Genomic DNA, 22,635 nt, shown 5'->3' with positions numbered 1-22,635 from the left:
TGGTTCTGTTTCAACAAGAGAGACTCTAGCTGCGCCCGGTCAATTCCCGCAGGCGTTCACGCACCAGACGAGCGATGTTTTGAGTGCGCCGGTACAGATGGATTTGCGATGCAGCCTGGCGTGTCGCGCGATCAGCTTTCGGTGTAAGCCCGATGACCAGAGTTCCGATTTTTTCACGTTCCTGAAACAGGCGGGATGCGACAGGATGGTCTGGTACAGCACAGGAATCCGTTCGGACGATATTCGGGTCTTCCAGATGGTTCTTCAGCACTTCGATCATTAAAAGTACGCCGGGGGAGTACCCGGACAGACTTTCATCATAGGCCGTTTTCCACGTCCACGCGTCACCGGCCTCAACGAATACAATCAGTACAGCGATGACTTTGCCATCCAGTTCCAGTGAATGGATGCGGGCAAGATCACGGGCAGCCAGATTATTGACCGCCTCGCGAGCGAACGCTGCTCGAAAACGATCCACGGCCATGGCCGAACCACGCTGACCTTTCCAGCCGCTGGCTTCCAGCGCCAGAAAATCTTCTAGTTTGCGGCGTATATCTTCTTCGCTGCGGCTGACAACATGGGTCAACAAACCCTTTTCGGAAAGCCGCCGCCAGAGCCTGCGATATTCCTTGGCGTGGCGTGCCCCAATGGCCTCGCGAAGGTATTCATCAGCCTCCTTGGTACTCTCAATGGAGGGGCGTTCAACCTGATGCGTGGTCACGAGCGGCAGATTGCGATCCATCGCTATGGACCGGATGAGTTGTGCCACGGGACGGTCAAGCAGCATATCCGGAAACACAAGGATTTCCGGCAGCTTCAGATGTTTGCGGCCCAGCATGTCAAACAGATCATTTAGCACGCCAACTGGATCGTCGCGGTCAATGAGCGGCGTTCCCTGTGGTCCGAAAGGTGTCGCCCAAGCCCGCATGATGGTGCCGGAAAAGGCAAACCCCGGACGCTCGATTGTATAGGGCATAAGAAAGCGCAGACGACTCTTGATATCGTTTTCGTCGCGCATGACCATGAACCGGACTTGCCTGTCGTCAAGGCGCGGCATGGCAGGGGCGAGAAAACGCGGATTGAAGAAGACGTTTGGCTCGATAGTGCGGTAGGTCAGATATTCGAGTTCATCGAGCAGTTCGAAACCTGCGGAGGCGGAATAGATGGAAAGCTTGCGGGGAATGGCCCGGCTGCCCAGCGTTTCCTCTAGCTGCTTTGTTGCATCACGCGATGAATCCATCCCAGACAGCTGCGCAATGATCTGTGCAGAAGGACCACCGGCCAGTTCTTCGAGGAGCGGGATTGCTGCCATCAGATTTCTTCCTTGGCAGGTTTTTCACTTATCCTGCCGGCAAAAACGAACATCGTAATGTTTAAACGGTTGTACACGGTCAGCGTCAACGTCACCGCTTCAAACATCATTGAAAAAGCAGTGGCACATGCGGCCCCGGTCAGACCATAGGCCGGGATTAGCACAATGCTGAGACAGATATTAACAATCAGTGTGATGGCATAGACGGCAGCACATATTTTCTGCTTGCCGGCCATGTTCAACAGGCTTTCAGCTGGGCCGACAGATGCCCGCGCCACGACACCGATAACCATGATGAAGAGCAGGGGATAGCCTTCCGTGAACTCCGTGCCAAAGAGATAAAGCAGCGGTTTGCCCAGGATCAGCAGTACCAGAGCCATTGCGAGCGAGGGCCAGAATGTCCAGCGTGCAGTATCCCGGGCAAAAGAGGCCAGTTGGTTATGATCGGTTGTATGCATGAGTTCGGAATAACGTTGGGCTGCGCCCGCTTTCACCGAAAAGTAAACGAAATGCACGAGCGCCAAGAGCTTTACAGTAGCAAAATATGTGGCGACCTTATCAGGTTCCATGAACCGCCCGACCATCAGCACGTCTGCGTTGGTCAGCAGAAAGAAAAAGCCTTCCACCAGAAAAATTGGCAACGAGACTGTGAACCACTCGCCAAAGCGGATGGATTTTCTACCGGGCGCAACGACGGCATTGAAGCGGCTGCATACCACCGCCAGTTGAACGAGCGATGTGGTGTATGTCGCGATTATTGAGCAGATCACGGCAATAATGGCAGTTGGCGGAAATCCGGCAGCATGGGCAATGCTCATGACGATAAGAGTCAGAACCGGCCTGACAATATATGTCGGGGTGAGGGCGACCATAACCCAGGAGCGCGAGCGCGCTGTACCATCAAGCGTATCGCCCAACGCGATCATTGGCAGGCAGATAAAGCCGAGCAAAAAGGGCGTGACGTAATAGGCTTCGAGGGTGTCCCGGAAATGATATACGCCTGCCGCTCCGACAAGAGCCAGAAAGGTGGTCATGGAAACTGCGAACAGCTTGCTGGTAAACAGGATACCCCGCAGGCGCTCCAATTGGTTTCGTTCAAGGTATTCCGGCACGTAGCGGATAATGCTTGTCTGGAAGCCAAGACAGGAAAGATTGCCCAGAATGACGACAGTCACCCATACGAGAACAAAGATTCCGTATTCAAACTGTCCCATCCACCTTGCAAAGATGACCTGCGATAGAAGAGCTATGGCCGCGCTGATAATTCGAATGCCGAAAGCGATCAGCGACACACGCTGTGCAACGGCATGCTGATTGCTCCCGTCGAGCAGCGCATCCAGACGCTGAAGCCATGGATGAAGCTGACGGGTCAGTTTATCCGGCAAAAGCCGGTCTGCAGTCTTTACCGCAGAGAAACGCAAAGGGTAGCTCCATTCATGATCGACGCAGGAGCTTTAACAAGTAAACCTTTAGAAACGGTTCGAAAAGCCGGTGAAATGCCTGATAAAATAAAGGCCGCGTTGAACGCGGCCTTTATAGGTTGTCAGACAAATGCGCCGTGGCAGTGTTTGTACTTCTTGCCCGAACCACAAGGACAGGCTTCGTTGCGGCCAATCTTGCCCCAGGTTTGCGGATTGTTGGGATCGCGATCTTCCGGATCGACAACGCGCAAATCTTCCTGCACGGCAAGCATGCTACCTTCGCCGAAATCGTCTTCGCCGGTTGTGCCATCAATATGGTGGCCTTCCATCGGAGGCAGTTCGGGTTCCTGTGCAGCGGCTGCATCACGCACAAGCTCAACACGCATGAGTTGTGATGTCACGTTCTGGCGCAGGTTCACGAGCATTGTCTGGAACAGCTCAAACCCTTCGGTCTTGTATTCGTTGAGCGGATCACGTTGAGCATAGCCGCGGAAACCGACAACCGAACGCAAATGATCAAGATTTACCAGATGCTCACGCCACAGGGCATCAAGGCTCTGGAGAATGACGGATTTTTCGACATAGGCCATGATTTCAGGGCCAAAACGCTCGGCACGGTCAGTCGCCGCTTTTTCCACGGCTTCGAAAAGGCGCTCGCGAATATCATCCGCGGTTATGCCGTCTTCGAGCGCCCAATCCGTTACCGGAAGGTCGAGATTGAGGATGGTGCGTACATCCTCATCGAGTTGCTTGACGTTCCACTGTTCGGCATAGGCGCCATCCGGGGTATGGCGGTTGGTCAGATCCTCGACAACATCCTCACGCATTTCCTTTGTCGTCTGACTGAGGTCGGAACCATCCATGATTTCGATGCGCTGCTCGAAGATCACCTTGCGCTGATCGTTCATCACGTCATCGTATTTCAGAAGATTTTTACGGATGTCGAAGTTGCGCGCTTCCACCTTCTTCTGCGCCTTTTCAAGCGCCTTGTTGATCCAGGGATGGACGATAGCCTCGTCTTCCTTGAGGCCCAGCCTCTGAAGCATTCCGTCCATGCGCTCGGAACCGAAAATACGCATCAGATCGTCCTGTAGAGACAGGAAGAACTTCGAGCGACCCGGATCACCCTGACGACCTGAACGGCCGCGCAACTGATTGTCGATACGGCGGCTTTCATGGCGCTCTGTTGCCAGAACATAAAGGCCGCCGGCAGCCAGCGCCTTTTCCTTCAGAACAGCAATGTCGGCGCGAATTGCATCTTCTTTGGATTTGCGTTCTTCACCCGCAGGCATGTCGTCGAGTTCGCGCGCAATGCGCATTTCAAGGTTGCCGCCAAGCTGAATATCAGTACCGCGGCCCGCCATGTTGGTGGCGATGGTGATCGCACCGGGAACACCTGCCTGCGCAACAATATAGGCTTCCTGCTCGTGATAACGGGCATTCAGAACCTGAAAGTCCTTGAAGCCTTCCTTACGAAGACGCTCCGCAAGTTGTTCTGATTTTTCAATGGATGTCGTGCCAACCAGTACGGGCTGACCCTTGGCGGCAGATTCGCGGATGTCGCGAATAATGGCTTTGTATTTTTCCTCGACGGTCCGATAAACTTCGTCGTCCTCGTCCAGACGTTTGACGGGATTATTGGTCGGAATTTCCGTAACTTCCAGACCGTAAATATTGCCAAACTCTTCCGCTTCCGTTGAAGCCGTACCAGTCATACCCGCCAATTTCTTGTACATACGGAAGTAGTTCTGGAAGGTGATCGAAGCCAGCGTCTGGTTTTCTGGCTGGATTGTCACATGTTCTTTGGCCTCAAGCGCCTGATGCAAGCCTTCCGAGAAGCGGCGACCCGGCATCATGCGGCCGGTAAACTCGTCAATGATGACAATCTCGTCATTGCGGACGATATAGTCCTTGTCTTTCTGGAAAAGCTTGTGGGCACGAAGCGCGTTGTTGACGTGGTGGACCACCGCAACGTTTTCGATATCGTACAGGCCATCGCCCTTCAGGTGACCGGCTTCACGAAGCAGGTTTTCCAGCTTCTCTGTACCATCTTCCGTAAAGATCGCTGTTTTCTGCTTTTCATCGATTTCATAGTCTTCAGGCTGCAATGGCAGGATGAACGTATCGATGAGATTGTAAAAATCCGAACGGTCGTCCAGCGGACCTGAAATGATCAGTGGCGTGCGTGCTTCATCGACGAGAATCGAATCCACTTCGTCGACGATGGCGTAGTGATGCGGCCGCTGAACCATCTGCGCGCGCTCATACTTCATGTTATCGCGAAGATAATCGAAGCCAAGCTCGTTGTTGGTCGCATAGGTGATATCGGCATTATACGCTTTGGCGCGTTCTTCATCGTCGAGGCCGTGGACAATGATGCCATAGCTCAAGCCGAGAAAGTTGTAGATCTGGCCCATCCAATGGGCGTCGCGGCTTGCAAGATAGTCGTTGACGGTAACAACGTGAACGCCTTTGCCTTCGAGCGCATTCAGGTAAACCGGCAAGGTGGCGACGAGCGTCTTGCCTTCACCGGTGCGCATTTCTGAAATGCCGCCATTGTGCAGAACCATGCCGCCGATGAGCTGAACATCAAAGGGACGCATGCCGAGAACGCGCTTGGCGGCTTCTCGAGCAACGGCAAATGCGGGCACAAGCAGGTCGTCCACCTTTGCGCCATTTGCCAGCTGCGCACGGAATTCCGCAGTCTTGCCTTGAAGTTGTTCGTCCGTCAGGGCCGAAATTTCCGGTTCAAGCGCATTGATCTCATCAACACGAGGCTTGAACCCCTTTACGCGACGCTCGTTTGAAGAGCCAAAAAGCTTGCGAGCCAAGCCGCCGAAACTGACCATCCCTGGTCCTCTCTTTAAATACGTTCTGCCGGCTTGTACCGGCATTTGAAGCGTCCGATGTCCGAAACTACAAATCTGCCATATATCTGGACTATCAAGTCAAAGGTATAAGAGCATCTTCTGCCAAGCTATCTGGACGCAAAGCCGTTGGACAGATAAGAGGGGCCTTGAATGATGTCAATGTTGAAGCGTTGCTTCGCTATGGCCAAATTCTGCCATATTCATAGCCCGTACCGGTCCTCCCAAGGAGAAAATTGAACATGAACCTATTGCGCAAGACAATTTCATTGATGACTGTTGCCACGTTTTTAGCGGGCGTTTCCACAGTGGCTCTCGTTCAGAATAGCGCGATAGCGCAGGACGTAGCGCCTGCACCGGCAGCTGATGCGGCAAAACCTGCTGCACCGCAGGATCCCAAGAAGGTTCTCGCAACGATTGCCGGTAGCGATATTACCGTTGCTGATGTTGACCAGATTTCCGCTGATCTCGATCCACAATTTGCCCGCCTTCCTGATGACCAGCGTCGTTTGGCCGCTCTGGCTGCCATAATCGACATCAAGTCGCTTGCTGCCAAGGCTGAAGCCGAAAAGCTTGACCAGACACCGGAGTTCAAGGCACGTGTCGCCTTCCTGAAGGATCGTGCGCTTCATAATGACTACTTCAAGCAGCAGGTTGTCGACAAGATCAGCGACGCTGATGTCCGCGCGCGCTATGACAAGGAAATGGCGGCAATGCCTCCGCAGAACGAGGTTCGTGCGCGTCATATTCTGGTAAAGACCAAGGAAGAAGCCGAAGCGATCATCAAGCAGCTTGATGGCGGCGCTTCCTTTGAGGACGTGGCCAAGGAAAAGTCGACAGACGGGTCCGCCGCACAGGGTGGTGATCTTGGTTATTTCGGTGCCGGTCAGATGGTTCCGGAATTCGAAAAGGCGGCAAATGAGCTGGAAATTGGCAAATACACCAAGGTTCCGGTTCAGACTCAGTTTGGCTTCCATGTCATCAAGCTTGAAGACAAGCGCGTTCAACAGCCACCAGCGTTTGAGCAGGTAAAGGAACAGGTAAAGTCGATTCTTATCCGCGAGCGCTATATGGAGCTCGTCAAGAAAGAACGCGGCGATCTGAAGGTCACTTTCAAGGATCCGGAAACGGAAAAAGCGATCAAGGCTGCAACCGAAGGTCAGCAGTAACAGAACTGAAGGCCCGCTGATTGAAGGCGGGCCTTTTCTCCATCAGGCCGTTCTTTCCCATCTTTCGAGGTTGTAGATGTCTACATCGGTTTCGCCGCTAGCCCCCAAACATTTCCCTGCGATGCCTGAAATTCACGGCGTCAGGATTGCCACGGCTGAGGCAGGCATAAAATATAAAGGCCGTACTGATGTTGTGATGATGGTTTTTGACAAGCCTGCGGCTGTTGCCGGTGTTTTCACCCGGTCAAAATGCCCATCAGCTGCAGTGGATTTCTGCCGGGCCAGTCTGAAGGGCGGCTCTGCGCGAGCAGTCATTGTCAACTCAGGCAATGCCAATGCTTTTACGGGGAAAAAAGGGCGGGAATCGACCAAACTTACTGCCGCCGCTGCAGCCAAAGCTGTTGGTTGCAAGCCGGGTGAGATTTTCCTCGCATCCACGGGCGTGATCGGCGAACCGCTGGATGCCGGAAAATTCAGCCATTTGCTGGAAGGAATGGCGGAGCAAGCGATCACTGGACGCTGGCAGGATGCGGCCAGCGCAATCATGACCACGGATACATTTCCGAAAGTTGCTACAGAAACAGTATTGTTGGGCGGTGTCCCGGTCACCATTAATGGTATTGCCAAAGGGGCGGGTATGATCGCACCCGACATGGCAACCATGCTTTCATTCATCGCGACGGACGCACCGATTGCTTCGGACGTTTTGCAGGAACTCCTTTCCAAAGCTGTCGGCAAAAGCTTCAACTCGGTAACTGTAGACAGCGATACATCGACTTCCGATACATTGTTGCTCTTTGCGACCGGCTCGGCAGCCGAGCGTGGTGCGGAGCCCGTTACGAAGTCAAAGGACAAGCGCCTCAAGCCTTTTGCAAAGGCTTTGGACCATGTTCTCAAGAATTTGGCCTTGCAGGTTGTGCGGGATGGCGAGGGCGCTCGCAAAATGCTTGAAATCACGGTCACTGGTGCAAAATCTGACAAGTCTGCGAAGAGAATCGCCCTGTCAATCGCCAATTCTCCGTTGGTCAAGACAGCTGCCGCTGGCGAAGATGCCAATTGGGGCCGGATCGTCATGGCGGTGGGCAAGGCCGGTGAACCGGCTGATCGCGATCTTCTGGCGATCTGGTTCGGGGATATTCGCGTTGCTCGTGAAGGCGAACGCGATCCGGATTATTCGGAAGCAGCAACATCCGCCTATATGAAAAACGAAGACATACATATTCGCGTTGATATTGGTCTCGGTAAGGGCAAAGCGACAGTCTGGACCTGCGACCTGACAAAGGAATATGTGGCGATCAACGGTGATTACCGCAGCTGATGTCATTCGCTTTAACGCAGGTCAGACAGATCGAAGCTTTGGGTTTTCGGGCTTGGCCAGCTTCCTCCGTACATTACGATGGAAGCTGGGCAATCCGTACTACGAAAAAGCACCCATCGAAGCGCCTGAATTCGGTTAACCCGCTTGATCCGGGTGATACGGATAACATTGAACAGCGCGTGGCGGCTGCCGTAGAACGCTTTCGCGCCTCCGGTCGCAAATGTGTATTCAGACTTTCTCCCTTGGCACCAAAACAGCTTGAATCATATCTGGCGAGTTCTGGCTGGGTGCGATTCGATGACTCGCTCATAATGATTGCCGACTTGGCCACTGTGGATTTATCGGATGCGAAGGACTTGGTTGTTCAGCCCGATATTGGCGGCTTTGTCGATGCATCTTTACACGTGCAGGGGGAAGCTGCCACCCTGAAATCTGGCCTGATTGATGTGATTGGTTCGATCAAACCCGCTCGAGGCTTATTCACTATCGAAGATTCCGGTGTTCCTGTTTCGACTGCCATTTGCGTGTCCGATGGTGCGATGGCGGGACTGTTTGGAATTGCAACAGCCGGGAATCAGCGACGTCGCGGGCTTGGTCGCGCTATTGTGAAATCCGCTTTGAAATGGGCGGTGCAGCAGGGTGCGACCAAAGCGTGGCTTCAGGTAGAGGCAGGTAATGCGGGCGCAATCGCACTATACCAATCCATGGGATTTAGAGAAGCTTATCAATACGCTTACTGGCAGGCAGCTGAAGCATGACTGAAAAAACTCTTCCAATACTTTTGGTGACAGCATGTGCTCTGGTTGATGGCGATGGAAGGGTGCTTTTGACCCAGCGACCGGAGGGCAAGTCGCTGGCCGGGCTGTGGGAGTTTCCCGGCGGGAAAGTCGAATCCGGCGAAACGCCCGAAACCAGCCTGATCAGGGAATTGCAGGAAGAATTGGGAATCACGGTCAAACCGGATTGTCTGGCTCCGCTGACATTTGCCAGCCACACCTATGAGAAATTCCACCTCTTGATGCCGCTCTTCATTTGCCGTCGCTACGAAGGCATACCACGTTCGATGGAGGGGCAGGCGCTTAAATGGGTGCGCCCGAAGGACATGCGCGATTATCCGATGCCCGAGGCCGATATCCCTCTCATCCCGTTTTTGATCGATCTGCTCTAATTTTATGCAACGTTAGGCTGCATTCTTGTCCGTTAACTCTAACGGTTAATTGATCCTTCACCTGATTGAGCGACTTTTACTTATTCTTGAGGCGCATTTTTCAGGGTGGGTTATGGCGCGCAAAAACGATTACATCGATGATGATCTGATGCAAACCGGCAGTTTTTCCGGCGCAGCTGGAGGAATCCTGCGGATTACATTGCTGTTCGGCTCAGCGGCTGTCGCGCTGGCGCTTATTATTGCGCCATTGGCCAATCGGACCAGTCAGGCTGTTGTGGACTATTCAGCGGGCCGTTCCCTGGATGAAATCCAGACAGGCTCGATAAAAAAAGCTGATCCGTCAACCTATACGATTCGTCGCAGCGTCCTGCAGAACACCCCCAATTCGGTTTGCGTAATCCAAAATAACGGCCTGAAAACCGGCGACTGCTAATCTTTTTCAGCGTCTTTGAGGAAGTCGGCCAGTGAAGCCTTGGCCGAACCGGGTTTCAGTGGCTTCTGCTGTGATTCATGCGCGGCCCAGCCGGACATCCAAATGAATGAGAACGTCGCGCGGATGCGTCCGTCAGGATCGCTGAAGCGCTCGGCATAGATTTCCGCCGCCCGCATAAAGAACTGCCGTGTCAGTGGCTTGCGGGATCGCCCGAACAGGCTGTTCTGTACCCCCATCGCGCGCAGGTCACGCATCAACGCGAACAGGTTGTCATAGCGGACCGTATAGGTTTCGATGTCCGTCACAGGCAATGTAAAACCCGCCCTTTGCAACAATCCACCCACGTCACGCACATCCGCGAAGGGCGCTACGCGGGGCGATACACCGCCGCTGATTTCGCTCTCGGCTGCGATCAGGCATTCGCGTAACTCGGTGAGAGTGTTCTCGCCAGCCATTGCGCCAAGGAACAAGCCATCCGGTTTCAATGCGCGCCTTATCTGCAACAGCGTCCCGGGCGTGTCGTTGGTCAGGTGCAGGGATAACAATGAGACGGCCAGATCAATGCTTGCGGCTTGGAGCGGAAGAACTTCCTGATCGGCTACAATTCCGGTAGATGCGCCTGTCAGAAACCGGGCATCATCTTCAATGCGGATAATGGCCGAAACCTTGCCCGACCTTCTTAAAGCCTCAGCAGCAAGGTCTGTATGGCTGGCAAGGTCAACTGCTACATCAAAACGGCGTTCGACAGCGGAAAGGCGCTCTTCGAGGTCATCAGCGGCACGGGCGAGCAAAAAGTCGGCAGATGTTCCGTGCTGTTTGAGGGCACGCAATCTTCTCTGCAGTACTAAAGTTCGATCGAAGACCTGATGTCGATCCATTCCGAATTTCTCTGATCAATGTATAGTTGCCCTGGTAGATGCGTCGCTTGAGTTCGAATTGCAATGAAAACTATCGGGAAAAATATCCGGACAAGTCTTGGCGGGTTGGCGCGTAGCGCTGCGCGCGAATTGTTCGGGGTATTGTTTCCCCCGGTCTGTGCCGGATGTGACAAGCACGTCGCCGAGCCGGGTTCCCTATGCGGGACCTGTTGGTCCAAGGTCAGGTTTATCGAGAAGCCTTACTGCCCGGTGTTGGGAATTCCGTTCAGTCACGATCTGGGTGCGGAAATACATTCTGCTGAGGCTATCGCTGATCCACCCCCTTTTACGCGCGCCCGATCCGTTGCAGTCTATGATGGTGTGATCCGCGACATGGTTTACAGGCTCAAATATAATGACCGTACCGATCTGAGCCGATGGATGGCCGGGTGGATGGCGCGGGCAGGGCGCGAACTGATCGATGATTGCGATGTTATTATTCCGGTACCTCTGCATGCGCATCGCTTCTGGATGCGCCGGTTCAATCAGTCGGCAGAGCTAGCCCGATATCTGGCTGGCACCAGCAAGAAATCATTTGAGCCCGAGGCCCTCCAACGCATCAGAAGAACCAGGCAACAGGTGGGGCTTGGTCTGAATGATCGTCTTGCAAATGTTCGCGGCGCGTTCAAGGCCTCAAGCTCGCAGGAGATCAAGGTGCGGGGGCGCAATGTCCTGTTGATTGATGATGTCTACACCACAGGGGCCACGGTGAAAGCTGCAACCCGGGCGCTCAAGCGTGCTGGCGCGAAAAACGTCGATGTGCTGACGTTTGGGCGTGTTCTGGGGGACGAATTGTCTGTCTAGACCGGTTTTGACGCAATAAACGGGTCTTTTCCCATAGGGTTTTCACGCCTATATAAGAAAAAAATCTGGAGTACCATAATGGTCGATGTGACGATCTATACGCGTAATGGATGTGGCTATTGCACAGCTGCTGTTGGCCTTCTAAACAAGAAGGGCGTGGCATTTGTCGAACACAATGCGACTGTAGAGCCCAATGCACGTCAGGAAATGCTGGCGCGCGCCAATGGCCGTACGACATTTCCGCAGGTTTTTATCGGCAAGACACATGTTGGCGGTTGTGACGATCTTTTTGCGCTTGAGGGTCAGGGTCGTCTCGACGGTCTTCTGAAAACCGGCGAACTCGCTTGAGGATTGCAGAATGAGTGTATTTCGTGCTGCTGCTATCCAGATGCGTTCGGGTGTCGACCCGCAACGTAATGCCGCTGATCTTGCAGTCTATGTAGCTGAGGCTGCCGGTAAAGGCGCGGTCTATGTGCAAACACCGGAAATGACTGGTGCCTTGCAGCGTGACCGCAATGCTCTTGCCAGCGTTTTGAAAGGCGAGAGCGATGACGTCATTGTCCAGACCGCTTCCGAGTTGGCAGCAAAGCACAAAATTCATCTTCATATAGGTTCGACGGCTATTGCGCGTGATGATGGCAAGATTGCCAATCGTGCATTTTTCTTCGGGCCGGATGGCAACATCCTTACGCGTTACGACAAAATCCACATGTTCGATGTTGATCTCGACAATGGCGAAAGCTGGCGTGAATCCGCCGTGTATTCGCCGGGCAACGATACGGTGGTTCTTGATCTGCCGTTTGCCAAGCTTGGCTTGGCAATCTGTTACGATGTCAGGTTTCCGCAATTGTTCCGGGCACAGGCATTGGCTGGCGCTTCAGTCATCACGGCCCCTGCAGCGTTTACACGCCAGACCGGTGAAGCCCATTGGAATGTACTGCAGCGGGCGCGCGCAATCGAGAATGGCGCTTTCATGATTTCTGCCGCACAAGGCGGCGTCCATGAAGATGGCCGCGAAACATTCGGCCATTCAATTATTGTCGCTCCATGGGGTGAGGTGCTGGCAGAAGCTGCGCATGCGGACCCGGCCATTATCATTGCTGATATCGATCCGGCGTTGAGTTCGGCCGCCCGCGCCAAAGTACCCAACCTGAAGAATGCCCGTCCATTTGGTGTTCTTGTGGAGAATGATGGCCAAAGCCAGAGGCTGGCAGACGCCTCATGATCCGTTTTTCCCTCCACTGCGATAAGGAACACGAATTCGAGGGATGGTTCCGCAGCAATGATGATTTCGATTCCCAAGTCGGAAAAGGTCTCGTCACGTGCCCTTCGTGCGGTTCGCATAAAGTCGGCAAAGCCCTTATGGCCCCTTCAGTCTCTACCGGTAGACAGAAGGAAAAGATCGCCATTGCCATGAGTCAGATGGCCAGGGAAATGAAGGAAATGGTCAAGAAGGTTCGCGACAATGCGGATTATGTCGGTACGGAGTTTGCTGAACAGGCCCGCAAAATTCACTTCGGTGAGGCTGAGGCGCGAGGCATTTATGGTGAAGCCACGCATGAGGATGTAGAGGCTTTGCTTGAAGACGGCGTGGATGTCATGCCACTGCCGATTTTCCCGGAAGATCGTAATTGATCAGAATAGACCGGGGTCTATTGTGCACAGGTTGATTCCTGCCATTCCGGGTGAATTTTCATGCGATTCCTGAATTCCGCGCCGCTGTTGCTCGTCCTCACAGGCTCTTTCCTGGGTTTGACGCTACCTTTTGGCAAATTGGCGTTTGCCGCCGGTATTGAGCCTTCGCTTTGGGCTTTCGTCATATCGACGGGCGCTGGCGCTGTATTGCTGGCTGCATTCCTCATTGTTGGAAAACGACCAAGGCTTGATGCGCATATGGTGCGCTACTACATCATTGCCGCTTTCATTTCCTACGCCGTGCCCAATCTGATGACGCTCTCGGCTATCCCGCATCTTGGGGCGGGCTATACCGGTATCATGTATACGCTTTCGCCAGTCTTCACACTCATGCTTTCGGTACTGTTCAAATTGAAGCGCCCGAGCCTGCTGGGGCTTTTGGGCATATTGGTGGGTTTCATCGGGGCGGTTATTGTCGGTTTCACACGAGGGCAGGTGGGGCAGCCTGCCGAACCGCTGTGGGTTGTTATTGGCTTGCTCATCCCGGTTATCCTTGCTCTCGGCAATGTCTATCGTACTATAGACTGGCCGAAGGGGGCTGACCCGACAGAGCTTGCGGCCGGGAGCCACATTACAACTGCGATCATGCTTGTTCCCGCGATCCTGTTTATAACGGGCGGCTTTCCCGTAGCGCCATTGGCCAATGTGCCTTGGCTGGTTGTTGCGCAGATACTCGCCTCGACCTGCATGTTTGCGCTCTACTTCCGACTGCAGGCAGTTGGTGGCCCGGTTTATCTCAGCCAGATAGGATATGTCGGTGCGGCGGTGGCTCTACTTGCCGGCACGCTGTTTTTGGGTGAGGCATACGGGCTGGCAACCTGGCTCGGCGCAGCCGTAATCACTATTGGCGTCGGTATGACGACGCGGGCTCAGTTGATGGCAGCCAAGGCAGATTGAAATTAGCCTTTGGCTAATTCTTTAAAGTAGATGCTATCGGAACATATATTTTTTCTAAGATTAATTGACTTATATTAGCCATAGGCTAAATTTAATGAAACTTGTAAACTACAGTAGAGCTGCGTTTAAAGCCCTTCAAAGAATTCCAGTGAATGAAGCAGAGCGTATTCGTTTTAAGATTGAGCAATATGCAAACAACCCCGCCTCTCAGGCTCAGAATGTGGTTAAATTGCAGGGTCGAAATGGGTTCCGTCTTCGTGTTGGCGATTGGCGTGTGATATTTACAAACGACGGGACTGTCATTGCTATTATCTCGATCGGTCCACGCGGCGGAATTTACGAATAGGAGTTGAAATGAACATTCCTTTTACAACCCCAAATGGCGATGAAATGGTCATCCTTCCCCGAGCGGAATATGACAAGCTTATTCAAGCCAGTGAAATGGCTCAGGATGTTGCTGCTTTTGATCGCTTCAAGGCCAAACTTGCGTCGGGTGAAGAAGAGCTTATTCCTGCCGAATTTGCCTACAGGATTCTCGACGGCGAAAACCCGCTTCGCGTCTGGCGACAATATAGAAAGCTTTCAGCTCAGAACCTCGCTGCCAAAGCCGGGATAAGCGCAGCCTATCTGTCGGAAATCGAAACCGGCAAGAAAGACGGCAGCCTATCTGTCATGAAGCAACTTGCTGAGATACTTAAAGTCTCGTTGGACGATATTATCTAGAACAAGTTCTTACGACCGCACCGCCAAAACCATATAATTCACATCGGTGTCGGTAGAGCGGTTCCAACTGTCGGCAAAGGGATTGTAGGTTACGCCGACTTTTTCAGTAACTGTCAGGCCTGCAGCGCCGAGTGCAGTTTCCAACTCTTCCGGACGCACCAGCTTTTCATACTGATGCGTGCCACGCGGCAACCACCGCAACACATATTCTGCGCCGAAGATTGCAAGGCCGAGTGCTTTCAATGTGCGGTTGATGGTGGCAACAAAGGTCATCCCGCCTGGTTTGACCATCTGCGAACAAGCAGACATATAAAGGTCAACGTCGGCCACATGCTCGACCACTTCCATGTTCAGAACGACGTCGAACTTTTCACTGGCTTCCGCCAGAGCTTCAGCTGTCGTTGCGCGATAGTCGATGTCCAGTCCGCTTTGCGCAGCATGAATTTTGGCAACCTCAATATTTGTTTCGCCAGCATCGGCACCGACGACAGTTGCGCCGAGACGTGCCATGGGTTCGCATAGCAATCCGCCACCGCAACCAATATCCAGAAAGCGCAGACCTTTAAACGGCTGCGGGTTATTGGGATCAAGATTATAGTGAGCGCAGACCTTTTCCTTGATGTAGGCAAGACGCGTTGGATTGAATTTATGCAAAGGCCGGAATTTGCCCTGAGGGTTCCACCATTCCGCTGCCATGCGTGAAAAACGCTCGACTTCTGCGGCATCAATTGTACTGCGTTCTGCCTGGGCCATTGCCTTGTCCTTTGCTGTCCCTATCGAGTGGCCCTTTCGGGGAAAAAATGTCAAGGCGCAAATCGTCCCGCGTTCTTGCAGTTATGTCATAATTTGGTTATGGGAAGCCGCATTCAACTGGCGCGGAACTTGTTCATTCAACTGGTTCTCTTCCAATATAATTTCAGGCCTTTCCAGAACGGTAATTCCCATGGCTCGCATTGTGATGAAATTCGGTGGCACTTCGGTGGCCGATATCGACCGCATCCGTAATGTGGCCCGGCATGTCAAACGTGAAGTCGATGCCGGCCACGAAGTAGCAGTCGTCGTCTCGGCCATGGCAGGAAAAACCAACGAACTCGTAGCCTGGACCCGTCAGGCTTCACCCATGCACGATGCGCGCGAGTATGACGCGATTGTCGCTTCCGGCGAGCAGGTGACGGCGGGCCTTTTGGCAATTGCCTTGCAAGGGATGGGCGTTCACGCCCGCTCGTGGCAGGGATGGCAGATACCCATCAAGACGGACAACGCGCATGGGGCAGCGCGTATCACCGACATTGATGGCTCTTTCCTGATTGAACGTTTCAAGGAAGGTCAAGTTGCTGTTATTGCCGGGTTCCAAGGAATTGGCCCGGATAATCGCATTTCAACACTTGGACGGGGCGGTTCGGATACCAGCGCTGTTGCCATTGCAGCTTCCGTTAAAGCAGACCGCTGCGATATCTATACGGACGTAGATGGCGTCTACACCACTGATCCGCGGGTTGAGCCCAAGGCTCGACGCCTTTCCCGCATCTCGTTTGAAGAAATGCTCGAAATGGCTTCATTGGGTGCGAAAGTGTTGCAGGTACGTTCAGTCGAGCTTGCCATGGTGCACAAAGTACGCACATTTGTCAGGTCCAGTTTCGAAGACCCCGATGCACCGGGCATGGGTGATCTGATCAATCCGCCCGGTACTCTTATTTGCGACGAGGAAGAAATCGTGGAACAGCAGGTTGTTACAGGAATTGCCTATGCCAAGGACGAAGCGCAGATATCGCTGCGCCGCGTTGCGGATCGCCCGGGTATCTCCGCAGGTATATTCGGCCCGCTTGCTGAAGCTCATATCAACGTCGACATGATCGTACAGAATGTATCTGAAGACGGTACCAAGACCGACATGACATTTACCGTTCCATCGGGCGATCTCGACAAGGCGCTTGCCGTACTGGAAAAGGTAAAAGCTGAAATCGGCTGTGACATTATCCAGTCGGAAGCCGGCATGGTCAAAGTATCGGTTATCGGCATTGGTATGCGCAGCCATGCGGGTGTTGCCGCCACGGCATTCCGTGCTTTGGCTGACAAGGGCATCAATATCCGTGCCATAACCACGTCGGAAATCAAGATTTCCATTCTAATCGACGGTCCATACGCGGAACTTGCAGTGCGCACTTTGCATTCTGTGTACGGTCTGGATAAGCATTGATAACAGAGATTCTGTTTGCCGCTGCTTTTGCCGGCTGACATAATTTATCAATGAGATTGGCAAGGTCATTCCGGCCTTGTCAATAATTGCTATGGAGCGAATGGGTGCCAACGCCGCAGACAACCGGCCCTCGTGTCATGCTGAAGCGGCTCCGCGAATTGATGGCGGAGGCTCTTGAGCCACAGGAGAGGCTTGACCGTATCGTTCGCGATATTGCGCAGAACATGGTTGCGGAAGTGTGCTCGTTTTACGTGTTGCGCTCTGACGGCGTGCTTGAATTGTACGCAACTGAAGGATTGAACCCTTCTGCCGTCCATTTGGCACAATTGCGCCTCGGGCAAGGTCTCGTTGGTACAATTGCTGCAAGCGCGCGCCCGCTCAATCTGACCGATGCGCAGACCCACCCGGCCTTCGCCTATCTGCCGGAAACGGGCGAAGAGATTTACAACTCGTTCCTCGGCGTGCCGATCCTGCGTGCAGGTCGCACCCTTGGCGTTCTGGTGGTGCAGAACAGGACAAAGCGGGTTTATCGTGAGGACGAAATAGAAGCGCTGGAAACTACGGCCATGGTCCTGGCGGAAATGGTAGCGGCCGGTAGCCTTACTCGGCTTGCCCGTCCAGGCGTCGAACTTGACATGGGCAAGCCCATGAGCTTTTCCGGCAGCGCTTTCAATGATGGCGTCGGCCTTGGTCATGTGGTTTTGCACGAGCCGCGTATCGTCGTCACCAATCTGTTCAACGAAGACATCGATACTGAAATCGACCGGCTTGAAAGCTCGCTTGGGTCATTGCGGGTTTCCATTGATGATATGCTGTCGCGCCGCGATGTGGCATTCGAGGGCGAGCACCGCGAAGTGCTGGAAGCTTATCGCATGTTTGCCCATGACAATGGCTGGGTGCGGCGTCTCGAAGAAGCGATCCGCAACGGCCTGACAGCAGAAGCAGCGGTCGAGAAGGTGCAGAGTGATACACGCGCCCGCATGATGCATCTGACGGACCCCTATATGCGCGAGCGGCTGAGCGATTTCGATGATCTTGCAAATCGCTTGCTGCGCCAGTTGATGGGTCGCGATGTGAAGACAATGGCCGGATCATTGGCCAAGGATGCGATTATCGTTGCCCGCTCCATGGGCGCGGCGGAGTTGCTGGATTATCCTCGGGAACGCCTCCGTGGTCTTGTGCTGGAAGACGGAGCTGCGACGAGCCATGTGGTGATCGTTGCCCGCGCCATGGGTATTCCCGTGGCGGGGCAGGTCAAAGGCGTTGTGTCCATGGCTGAAAACAACGATGCGATCATTGTCGATGGCGATGATGGCAAAGTGCATCTGCGTCCGCAATCAGACGTGGAAGCGGCCTATTCCGAAAAGGTCAAGTTCCGCGCTAAGCGTCAGGCCCTCTATCGCGAATTGCGTGATCGCCCATCGGTAACCAGAGATGGTATACCCATCACCTTGCTGATGAACGCCGGTCTTTTGGTGGATTTGCCGCAACTCGTTGAAGCTGGTGCTGCCGGGATCGGGCTGTTCCGTACGGAGTTGCAATTCATGGTCGCCTCAACTTTCCCGCGCGCAGAGCAGCAGGAGCGGCTTTATCGCTCCGTGCTTGAGGCCGCTGGCGACAAGCCGGTGACATTCCGCACGCTCGATATTGGTGGTGACAAGGTGTTGCCCTATTTCCGTAGCGAGACCAATGAGGAAAACCCGGCATTGGGCTGGCGGGCGATTCGCCTGACTCTTGATCGCCCGGGGCTGCTGCGTACGCAGGTTCGTGCCTTGCTGAAAGCTGCAGGCGGGCGTGAGTTGCGGCTTATGCTGCCAATGGTCACCGAAATTGCGGAAGTGCGCAAAGCCAGTGAACTGATCAATCGCGAAGTGCAGCATCTGTCGCGTTTTGCGCATAATCTGCCGACACGGGTGAAGATCGGCGCAATGGTGGAAGTGCCGTCATTGCTTTGGCAGCTCGATGAATTGATGTCCGTCGTGGATTTTGTTTCCGTCGGCTCCAATGACCTTTTCCAGTTTGTCATGGCAGTGGATCGTGGCAATTCGATCATTACAAATCGCTTCGACAATCTCTCTGTGCCGTTCCTGCGTGTGCTTCGCCAGATCGTTGAGGCGGGCATACGCAATAATACCGATGTGACGCTATGCGGTGAGATGGCCGGAAAGCCGATTTCGGCGCTGGCTCTGCTAGGGCTCGGTTTCCGCTCAATCTCGATGTCGCCTGCTTCCATCGGCCCGATAAAGGCGATGCTCGGCTCTCTTGATGTAAATGAGCTTGGAACTCAGCTTGCGGATGCGATGAACAATCATGGCGATACGGGCTCGCTGCGCCACGTCCTGACCAAATTTGCAGAGCGGGCAGGCATATCACTGTGAGGCTAATCTGATGTCTATTCCGCAGGATCGTATGGATCAGCTGCTGAAGCGTTTTTCAATGATGGAAACGCAGATGGCGAGCAATCCCGATTCCGAAACATATGTAAAGCTCGCGTCAGAATATTCCGAGCTTGAACCGGTGGTGTTCAAGATCCGCGACTTCCTTTCCGCTCGCAGTGAAGCTGCTGATCTTCAGGCAATGCTGGATGATGTATCCACCGATCGTGATATGCGCGAACTTGCCGAAGCGGAATTGCCGGAAATTGAAGAGCGTATTGAAGTTCTCGAGCAGGATATACAGGTTCTGCTCCTGCCCAAGGATGTTGCGGATGAGCGCAATGCCATCCTCGAAATTCGTGCCGGAACAGGTGGGTCGGAAGCTGCGCTTTTCGGTGGCGATCTTTTCCGCATGTACGAGCGTTACGCCTCTGCCAATGGCTGGCGGGTTGAACTGATATCGGCCAGCGATGGCGAAGCTGGCGGCTACAAGGAAGTCATCGCCATGGTTTCGGGCAGGGGCGTGTTCGCCAAGCTGAAATTCGAATCCGGCGTTCATCGCGTTCAACGCGTTCCGGACACGGAAGCCAGCGGGCGTATTCATACATCGGCGGCCACAGTTGCCGTCCTGCCGGAAGCCGAGGAAATTGACATCGAGATTCGCCCCGATGATATCCGCATCGATACTATGCGCGCGTCTGGCTCAGGCGGACAGCACGTCAACACTACGGACTCTGCTGTTCGTATCACGCACATTCCGTCCGGAATTGTCGTGGTGCAGGCGGAAAAATCCCAGCATCAAAACCGCGCCCGCGCTATGCAGGTGCTACGCTCGCGTCTGTTCGATATGCAGCGGCAAAAGGCGGACAGTGAACGCTCTGAAGCGCGCCGCAGCCAGGTCGGTTCAGGGGATCGTTCGGAGCGCATTCGTACCTATAATTTCCCGCAAGGCAGGGTAACCGACCATCGGATCAACCTGACGCTTTATAAGCTGGATCGCATTATGGAAGGTGATCTGGATGAATTGATTGGCGGGCTGATCTCCGATTATCAGACAGCCTTGCTGGCGCAGATGAATGACGGATTCTGATAACCGTCACCCCTTGGCGCAAGTTTTGCGGCAGGCGCGAGCTGTCCTTACCGAAGCGGCGATCGAATCTGCTGATCTGGATGCTCGTCTTTTGGTTGAGTGGTCCACCGGCTGCGATCAGTTGGAACTGATCCGTAATCCGAATCGCGTGATCGGGCAGCATGAATATGAAACACTTCAAGCCGTACTTGCCCGCCGAATCAACGGGGAGTCCGTGCATCGCATCATCGGGAAGCGTGCGTTCTTCGGAATTGAGTTGAGTCTTTCCACAGAAACGCTGGAGCCGCGTCCGGACACGGAATCTCTTGTCGAGCTTGCCTTGCCGTTCTTGCAAGAACGTATTTCCACCTTTGAGCTTGCCGATATTGTTGACCTTGGCACGGGCACGGGTGCCATTGCTTTGGCTCTCCTTGATCAACTTCCGCAACTGCGCGCCGTGGGCGTTGACATATCAGCCGACGCCCTTGCAACAGCGCGCAAAAATGCCGGGGCTGCTGGTGTTTCCTCACGCTTCGCCGCGCTGCTGTCAGACTGGTTTTCTGAGCTAACCGGTTCATATGACATGATTATTTCCAATCCTCCCTACATACCGGCGGCTGATATCGAGCACTTGCAACGCGAGGTTGTCTTACATGATCCCGTCAAGGCTCTTGATGGTGGTGCGGATGGTCTTGATCCATATCGCATCATTGCCGCAAGCGCCCATCATTATCTGAGGCCAGGGGGAGCCGTGGCATTGGAAATCGGAGCCGGGCAGCGAGAAGATATTGAGACGATTTTTTCGCGCCAGAATTTCGTTCTACACGATGTGAAGAAAGATTTGGGCGGACACGAACGAGCGCTTTTGTTCACAGCAAATGAAAAATAATGAAAAAAGGCTTGGAATTTGCAAAGAAGCCCGCTAGTTTCCAGATACCGCTCGAAACCGAACAACTCTGGTTCTGCCTATCAAGATAATTGATACGCAAATTTCTGAGGGTTTGTTTTCTCCCAACATTTGTTTTGGAGGAATGTTTTTTGCGGTAGCACAAAAGTTTTATGAACTTTGGATGCGATTGAAGCGCGGGGCGCGCTTCAGATCGGCACTTGAGAAGCGAAGCTTTTTGACTCGAATGTTGAGCAAATGAGCGCCCCTGATTTTCTGAAAAGAGATAAGTATGAGGCCAGTACAGCAGAATAGGCGCATGCGCGGACGCGGTAACAACAATAACCGCAGCAAAGGTCCTAACCCACTTTCCCGTAATTACGAGAGCAACGGTCCCGACGTTAAAATTCGAGGAAATGCTCAACACGTAGCAGAAAAATACACCACCCTTGCGCGCGATGCACAAAGCGCGGGTGATCGCGTGATGGCTGAAAATTATCTTCAGCACGCAGAACATTACAATCGTATCATTCTTGCCGCACAAGCTGCGGCGCCTGTCCAGTATCAGCGCGACGATCGCGATGATCAGGAGCAGGATGACGAGAACAGTTACGAAGAAGACGGCAACAACGTTGTTAACAACGAGGCGGAATTCCAGGAGCGTCCCGAGCGGCAGGATCGTTCTGAACGTCAGGAGCGGCCGGAACGTCAGGATCGCCAGGAGCGTCAGCCACGCCATGAACGTCAGGACCGCTCTGACCGGCCGGAACGTTCGGATCGTCGTGACCGCCCTGAACGCGTCGTGCACCAGCAGATCAATGGCAGCGGACCCCAGCCGGTTATCGAAGGCACACCTGCCGAAGTTGCCTATGATGACGATACTGTCAGCCAGCGTCGCCCACAGGCCCAGCCTCCTCAGAGTGAGGAAGTTGAGGTAGCGGCAGCCGCCATAGAAGAAGGTGAAGAGGCCAAGCCAGCAGTTCGTCGCTCACCCCGTGGTCGCAGACCTGCTCGCCCGCGCGAACCTCGCACAACCGAGGATAGCAGCGTGGCCGCCAGTGCCCCGGAACCAGCGAATGATCTTTCACCGGCAAGTATCGTTGCCGAGGTCAAGAAACGCCGGGCTGCAGTCGAATCGGACGTTTGATTTGATTTGAAATGAGTTATGCGCCACCCGTGGGGAAACCTGCGGGTGGCGTTTTCATTATTTTTATTAAGTGTGATGCACTTGTGCCAGAGCATTGGTGTAGTGCGTGGTTAGCCCTTCGACAAGCTCAGGATGGTTAGGCATGAAAAAGGCCGGTGGCTGTAAGGGCCGATGCGGATTATCTCTCCTCGTGTGGTAAGATAATCGGCACAATTCTTATGCGTGGTTCGACAAGCT

22 protein-coding genes are annotated in these 22,635 nt (G+C 53.8%); 17 read left to right on the top strand and 5 right to left on the bottom strand.

The genetic code is table 11. The annotated features are described in order from the left end of the window. Nucleotides 1–25 precede the first annotated feature (25 nt). The 3 genes from PMI41_RS19900 to secA all read right to left on the bottom strand — a co-directional run bounded on the left by PMI41_RS19900 (nt 26) and on the right by secA (nt 5,582). Nucleotides 26–1,312, bottom strand: a complete 1,287-nt coding sequence (locus PMI41_RS19900; RefSeq protein ID WP_008127852.1) for a GNAT family N-acetyltransferase — start codon at nt 1,310–1,312, stop codon at nt 26–28. Continuing rightward, nucleotides 1,312–2,733, bottom strand: coding sequence for a lipopolysaccharide biosynthesis protein (locus PMI41_RS19895; protein WP_008127851.1), 1,422 nt, complete (start codon nt 2,731–2,733; stop codon nt 1,312–1,314). Before PMI41_RS19895 ends, PMI41_RS19900 begins: the two co-directional genes overlap by 1 nt. 122 nt (nt 2,734–2,855) lie before the next feature. Next, nucleotides 2,856–5,582: a preprotein translocase subunit SecA gene (gene secA, locus PMI41_RS19890; protein WP_008127850.1), complete on the bottom strand. Its 2,727-nt coding sequence runs from the start codon at nt 5,580–5,582 to the stop codon at nt 2,856–2,858. A 260-nt stretch (nt 5,583–5,842) separates the two neighbouring features. On the opposite strand from secA, the gene PMI41_RS19885 reads away from it, so the two are divergent. The 5 genes from PMI41_RS19885 to PMI41_RS19865 all read left to right on the top strand — a co-directional run bounded on the left by PMI41_RS19885 (nt 5,843) and on the right by PMI41_RS19865 (nt 9,688). Beyond that, on the top strand, nt 5,843–6,769 hold the full coding sequence (locus PMI41_RS19885; protein WP_008127848.1) for a peptidylprolyl isomerase: 927 nt from the start codon (nt 5,843–5,845) through the stop codon (nt 6,767–6,769). Nucleotides 6,770–6,845: 76 nt separating this feature from the next. Next, nucleotides 6,846–8,087, top strand: a complete 1,242-nt coding sequence (gene argJ / locus PMI41_RS19880) for a bifunctional glutamate N-acetyltransferase/amino-acid acetyltransferase ArgJ (RefSeq protein WP_008127846.1) — start codon at nt 6,846–6,848, stop codon at nt 8,085–8,087. Continuing rightward, nucleotides 8,087–8,845 carry a GNAT family N-acetyltransferase gene (locus PMI41_RS19875; protein WP_008127845.1) on the top strand — a complete coding sequence of 253 codons (759 nt, stop codon included), beginning with the start codon at nt 8,087–8,089 and terminating at the stop codon, nt 8,843–8,845. Before argJ ends, PMI41_RS19875 begins: the two co-directional genes overlap by 1 nt. Further along, the gene (locus tag PMI41_RS19870) at nt 8,842–9,255 is read left to right on the top strand and encodes a (deoxy)nucleoside triphosphate pyrophosphohydrolase (RefSeq protein WP_008127843.1); all 414 of its coding nucleotides are present in this window, start codon (nt 8,842–8,844) and stop codon (nt 9,253–9,255) included. The genes PMI41_RS19875 and PMI41_RS19870 overlap by 4 nt, the downstream gene beginning before the upstream one ends. Before the next feature lie 112 nt (nt 9,256–9,367). Continuing rightward, nucleotides 9,368–9,688 (top strand): hypothetical protein, encoded by a 321-nt coding sequence (locus PMI41_RS19865; RefSeq protein WP_008127842.1) that lies wholly within the window; start codon nt 9,368–9,370, stop codon nt 9,686–9,688. Here the strand turns inward: PMI41_RS19865 and PMI41_RS19860 are convergent. Continuing rightward, nucleotides 9,685–10,566: a methyltransferase domain-containing protein gene (locus tag PMI41_RS19860; protein ID WP_008127841.1), complete on the bottom strand. Its 882-nt coding sequence runs from the start codon at nt 10,564–10,566 to the stop codon at nt 9,685–9,687. The two genes, PMI41_RS19865 and PMI41_RS19860, sit on opposite strands and share 4 nt — an antisense overlap. A 63-nt stretch (nt 10,567–10,629) precedes the next feature. Here PMI41_RS19860 and PMI41_RS19855 point away from each other — a divergent pair, with 63 nt between their 5' ends. The 7 genes from PMI41_RS19855 (at nt 10,630) to PMI41_RS19825 (ending at nt 14,724) form a co-directional block, all read left to right on the top strand. Then, nucleotides 10,630–11,409 carry a ComF family protein gene (locus PMI41_RS19855; protein WP_008127840.1) on the top strand — a complete coding sequence of 260 codons (780 nt, stop codon included), beginning with the start codon at nt 10,630–10,632 and terminating at the stop codon, nt 11,407–11,409. Between the two features lie 78 nt (nt 11,410–11,487). Beyond that, complete coding sequence (gene grxC / locus PMI41_RS19850) at nt 11,488–11,757, top strand: glutaredoxin 3 (RefSeq protein WP_008127839.1); 270 nt, start codon at nt 11,488–11,490, stop codon at nt 11,755–11,757. 10 nt (nt 11,758–11,767) lie between these two features. Beyond that, nucleotides 11,768–12,634 carry a carbon-nitrogen hydrolase family protein gene (locus tag PMI41_RS19845; RefSeq protein WP_008127838.1) on the top strand — a complete coding sequence of 289 codons (867 nt, stop codon included), beginning with the start codon at nt 11,768–11,770 and terminating at the stop codon, nt 12,632–12,634. Beyond that, nucleotides 12,631–13,044, top strand: a complete 414-nt coding sequence (locus tag PMI41_RS19840; protein ID WP_008127837.1) for a DUF1178 family protein — start codon at nt 12,631–12,633, stop codon at nt 13,042–13,044. The genes PMI41_RS19845 and PMI41_RS19840 overlap by 4 nt, the downstream gene beginning before the upstream one ends. Nucleotides 13,045–13,104: 60 nt before the next feature. Next, the gene (locus PMI41_RS19835) at nt 13,105–14,001 is read left to right on the top strand and encodes a DMT family transporter (RefSeq protein ID WP_008127836.1); all 897 of its coding nucleotides are present in this window, start codon (nt 13,105–13,107) and stop codon (nt 13,999–14,001) included. Nucleotides 14,002–14,095: 94 nt separating this feature from the next. Then, the gene (locus PMI41_RS19830) at nt 14,096–14,347 is read left to right on the top strand and encodes a type II toxin-antitoxin system RelE/ParE family toxin (RefSeq protein WP_008127835.1); all 252 of its coding nucleotides are present in this window, start codon (nt 14,096–14,098) and stop codon (nt 14,345–14,347) included. An 8-nt stretch (nt 14,348–14,355) separates the two neighbouring features. Further along, nucleotides 14,356–14,724 carry a helix-turn-helix transcriptional regulator gene (locus PMI41_RS19825; RefSeq protein WP_008127833.1) on the top strand — a complete coding sequence of 123 codons (369 nt, stop codon included), beginning with the start codon at nt 14,356–14,358 and terminating at the stop codon, nt 14,722–14,724. Nucleotides 14,725–14,733: 9 nt separating this feature from the next. On the opposite strand, the gene ubiG is transcribed toward PMI41_RS19825, so the two are convergent. Further along, the gene (gene ubiG, locus PMI41_RS19820) at nt 14,734–15,477 is read right to left on the bottom strand and encodes a bifunctional 2-polyprenyl-6-hydroxyphenol methylase/3-demethylubiquinol 3-O-methyltransferase UbiG (protein WP_008127832.1); all 744 of its coding nucleotides are present in this window, start codon (nt 15,475–15,477) and stop codon (nt 14,734–14,736) included. 190 nt (nt 15,478–15,667) lie between these two features. On the opposite strand from ubiG, the gene PMI41_RS19815 reads away from it, so the two are divergent. The 5 genes from PMI41_RS19815 (at nt 15,668) to PMI41_RS19795 (ending at nt 22,398) form a co-directional block, all read left to right on the top strand. Next, nucleotides 15,668–16,921, top strand: coding sequence for an aspartate kinase (locus PMI41_RS19815; RefSeq protein WP_008127831.1), 1,254 nt, complete (start codon nt 15,668–15,670; stop codon nt 16,919–16,921). Nucleotides 16,922–17,058: 137 nt separating this feature from the next. Then, nucleotides 17,059–19,299, top strand: coding sequence for a phosphoenolpyruvate--protein phosphotransferase (gene ptsP / locus PMI41_RS19810; protein WP_040856147.1), 2,241 nt, complete (start codon nt 17,059–17,061; stop codon nt 19,297–19,299). 7 nt (nt 19,300–19,306) lie between these two features. Then, complete coding sequence (prfA, locus tag PMI41_RS19805) at nt 19,307–20,386, top strand: peptide chain release factor 1 (protein WP_040856143.1); 1,080 nt, start codon at nt 19,307–19,309, stop codon at nt 20,384–20,386. Continuing rightward, entirely contained in the window at nt 20,373–21,254 is an 882-nt protein-coding gene (prmC, locus tag PMI41_RS19800) for a peptide chain release factor N(5)-glutamine methyltransferase (RefSeq protein ID WP_008127828.1), read from the top strand. Before prfA ends, prmC begins: the two co-directional genes overlap by 14 nt. A gap of 316 nt (nt 21,255–21,570) precedes the next feature. Next, on the top strand, nt 21,571–22,398 hold the full coding sequence (locus PMI41_RS19795; protein ID WP_052025949.1) for a DUF4167 domain-containing protein: 828 nt from the start codon (nt 21,571–21,573) through the stop codon (nt 22,396–22,398). Nucleotides 22,399–22,635 lie beyond the last annotated feature (237 nt).

Origin of the sequence: Phyllobacterium sp. YR531 (genome assembly GCF_000282595.1) — a bacterium.
GTDB lineage: Bacteria > Pseudomonadota > Alphaproteobacteria > Rhizobiales > Rhizobiaceae > Phyllobacterium.
Note: the sequence above shows the minus strand (reverse complement) of the source record. Positions and strands in the feature narration are given on the sequence as shown.

Excerpts from the sequence above, each read along its gene's own strand:
- PMI41_RS19900 (WP_008127852.1), bottom strand. The coding sequence starts at position 1,312 with ATGGCAGCAATCCCGCTCCTCGAAGAACTGGCCGGTGGTCCTTCTGCA.
- prmC (WP_008127828.1), top strand. The coding sequence starts at position 20,373 with ATGACGGATTCTGATAACCGTCACCCCTTGGCGCAAGTTTTGCGGCAG.
- secA (WP_008127850.1), bottom strand. The coding sequence starts at position 5,582 with ATGGTCAGTTTCGGCGGCTTGGCTCGCAAGCTTTTTGGCTCTTCAAAC.
- argJ (WP_008127846.1), top strand. The coding sequence starts at position 6,846 with ATGTCTACATCGGTTTCGCCGCTAGCCCCCAAACATTTCCCTGCGATG.
- PMI41_RS19860 (WP_008127841.1), bottom strand. The coding sequence starts at position 10,566 with ATGGATCGACATCAGGTCTTCGATCGAACTTTAGTACTGCAGAGAAGA.
- ptsP (WP_040856147.1), top strand. The coding sequence starts at position 17,059 with ATGCTGAAGCGGCTCCGCGAATTGATGGCGGAGGCTCTTGAGCCACAG.
- PMI41_RS19845 (WP_008127838.1), top strand. The coding sequence starts at position 11,768 with ATGAGTGTATTTCGTGCTGCTGCTATCCAGATGCGTTCGGGTGTCGAC.
- PMI41_RS19795 (WP_052025949.1), top strand. The coding sequence starts at position 21,571 with ATGCGCGGACGCGGTAACAACAATAACCGCAGCAAAGGTCCTAACCCA.
- PMI41_RS19830 (WP_008127835.1), top strand. The coding sequence starts at position 14,096 with ATGAAACTTGTAAACTACAGTAGAGCTGCGTTTAAAGCCCTTCAAAGA.
- PMI41_RS19855 (WP_008127840.1), top strand. The coding sequence starts at position 10,630 with ATGAAAACTATCGGGAAAAATATCCGGACAAGTCTTGGCGGGTTGGCG.
- PMI41_RS19875 (WP_008127845.1), top strand. The coding sequence starts at position 8,087 with ATGTCATTCGCTTTAACGCAGGTCAGACAGATCGAAGCTTTGGGTTTT.
- PMI41_RS19870 (WP_008127843.1), top strand. The coding sequence starts at position 8,842 with ATGACTGAAAAAACTCTTCCAATACTTTTGGTGACAGCATGTGCTCTG.
- ubiG (WP_008127832.1), bottom strand. The coding sequence starts at position 15,477 with ATGGCCCAGGCAGAACGCAGTACAATTGATGCCGCAGAAGTCGAGCGT.
- PMI41_RS19825 (WP_008127833.1), top strand. The coding sequence starts at position 14,356 with ATGAACATTCCTTTTACAACCCCAAATGGCGATGAAATGGTCATCCTT.
- PMI41_RS19815 (WP_008127831.1), top strand. The coding sequence starts at position 15,668 with ATGGCTCGCATTGTGATGAAATTCGGTGGCACTTCGGTGGCCGATATC.
- PMI41_RS19865 (WP_008127842.1), top strand. The coding sequence starts at position 9,368 with ATGGCGCGCAAAAACGATTACATCGATGATGATCTGATGCAAACCGGC.
- PMI41_RS19885 (WP_008127848.1), top strand. The coding sequence starts at position 5,843 with ATGAACCTATTGCGCAAGACAATTTCATTGATGACTGTTGCCACGTTT.
- grxC (WP_008127839.1), top strand. The coding sequence starts at position 11,488 with ATGGTCGATGTGACGATCTATACGCGTAATGGATGTGGCTATTGCACA.
- PMI41_RS19840 (WP_008127837.1), top strand. The coding sequence starts at position 12,631 with ATGATCCGTTTTTCCCTCCACTGCGATAAGGAACACGAATTCGAGGGA.
- PMI41_RS19835 (WP_008127836.1), top strand. The coding sequence starts at position 13,105 with ATGCGATTCCTGAATTCCGCGCCGCTGTTGCTCGTCCTCACAGGCTCT.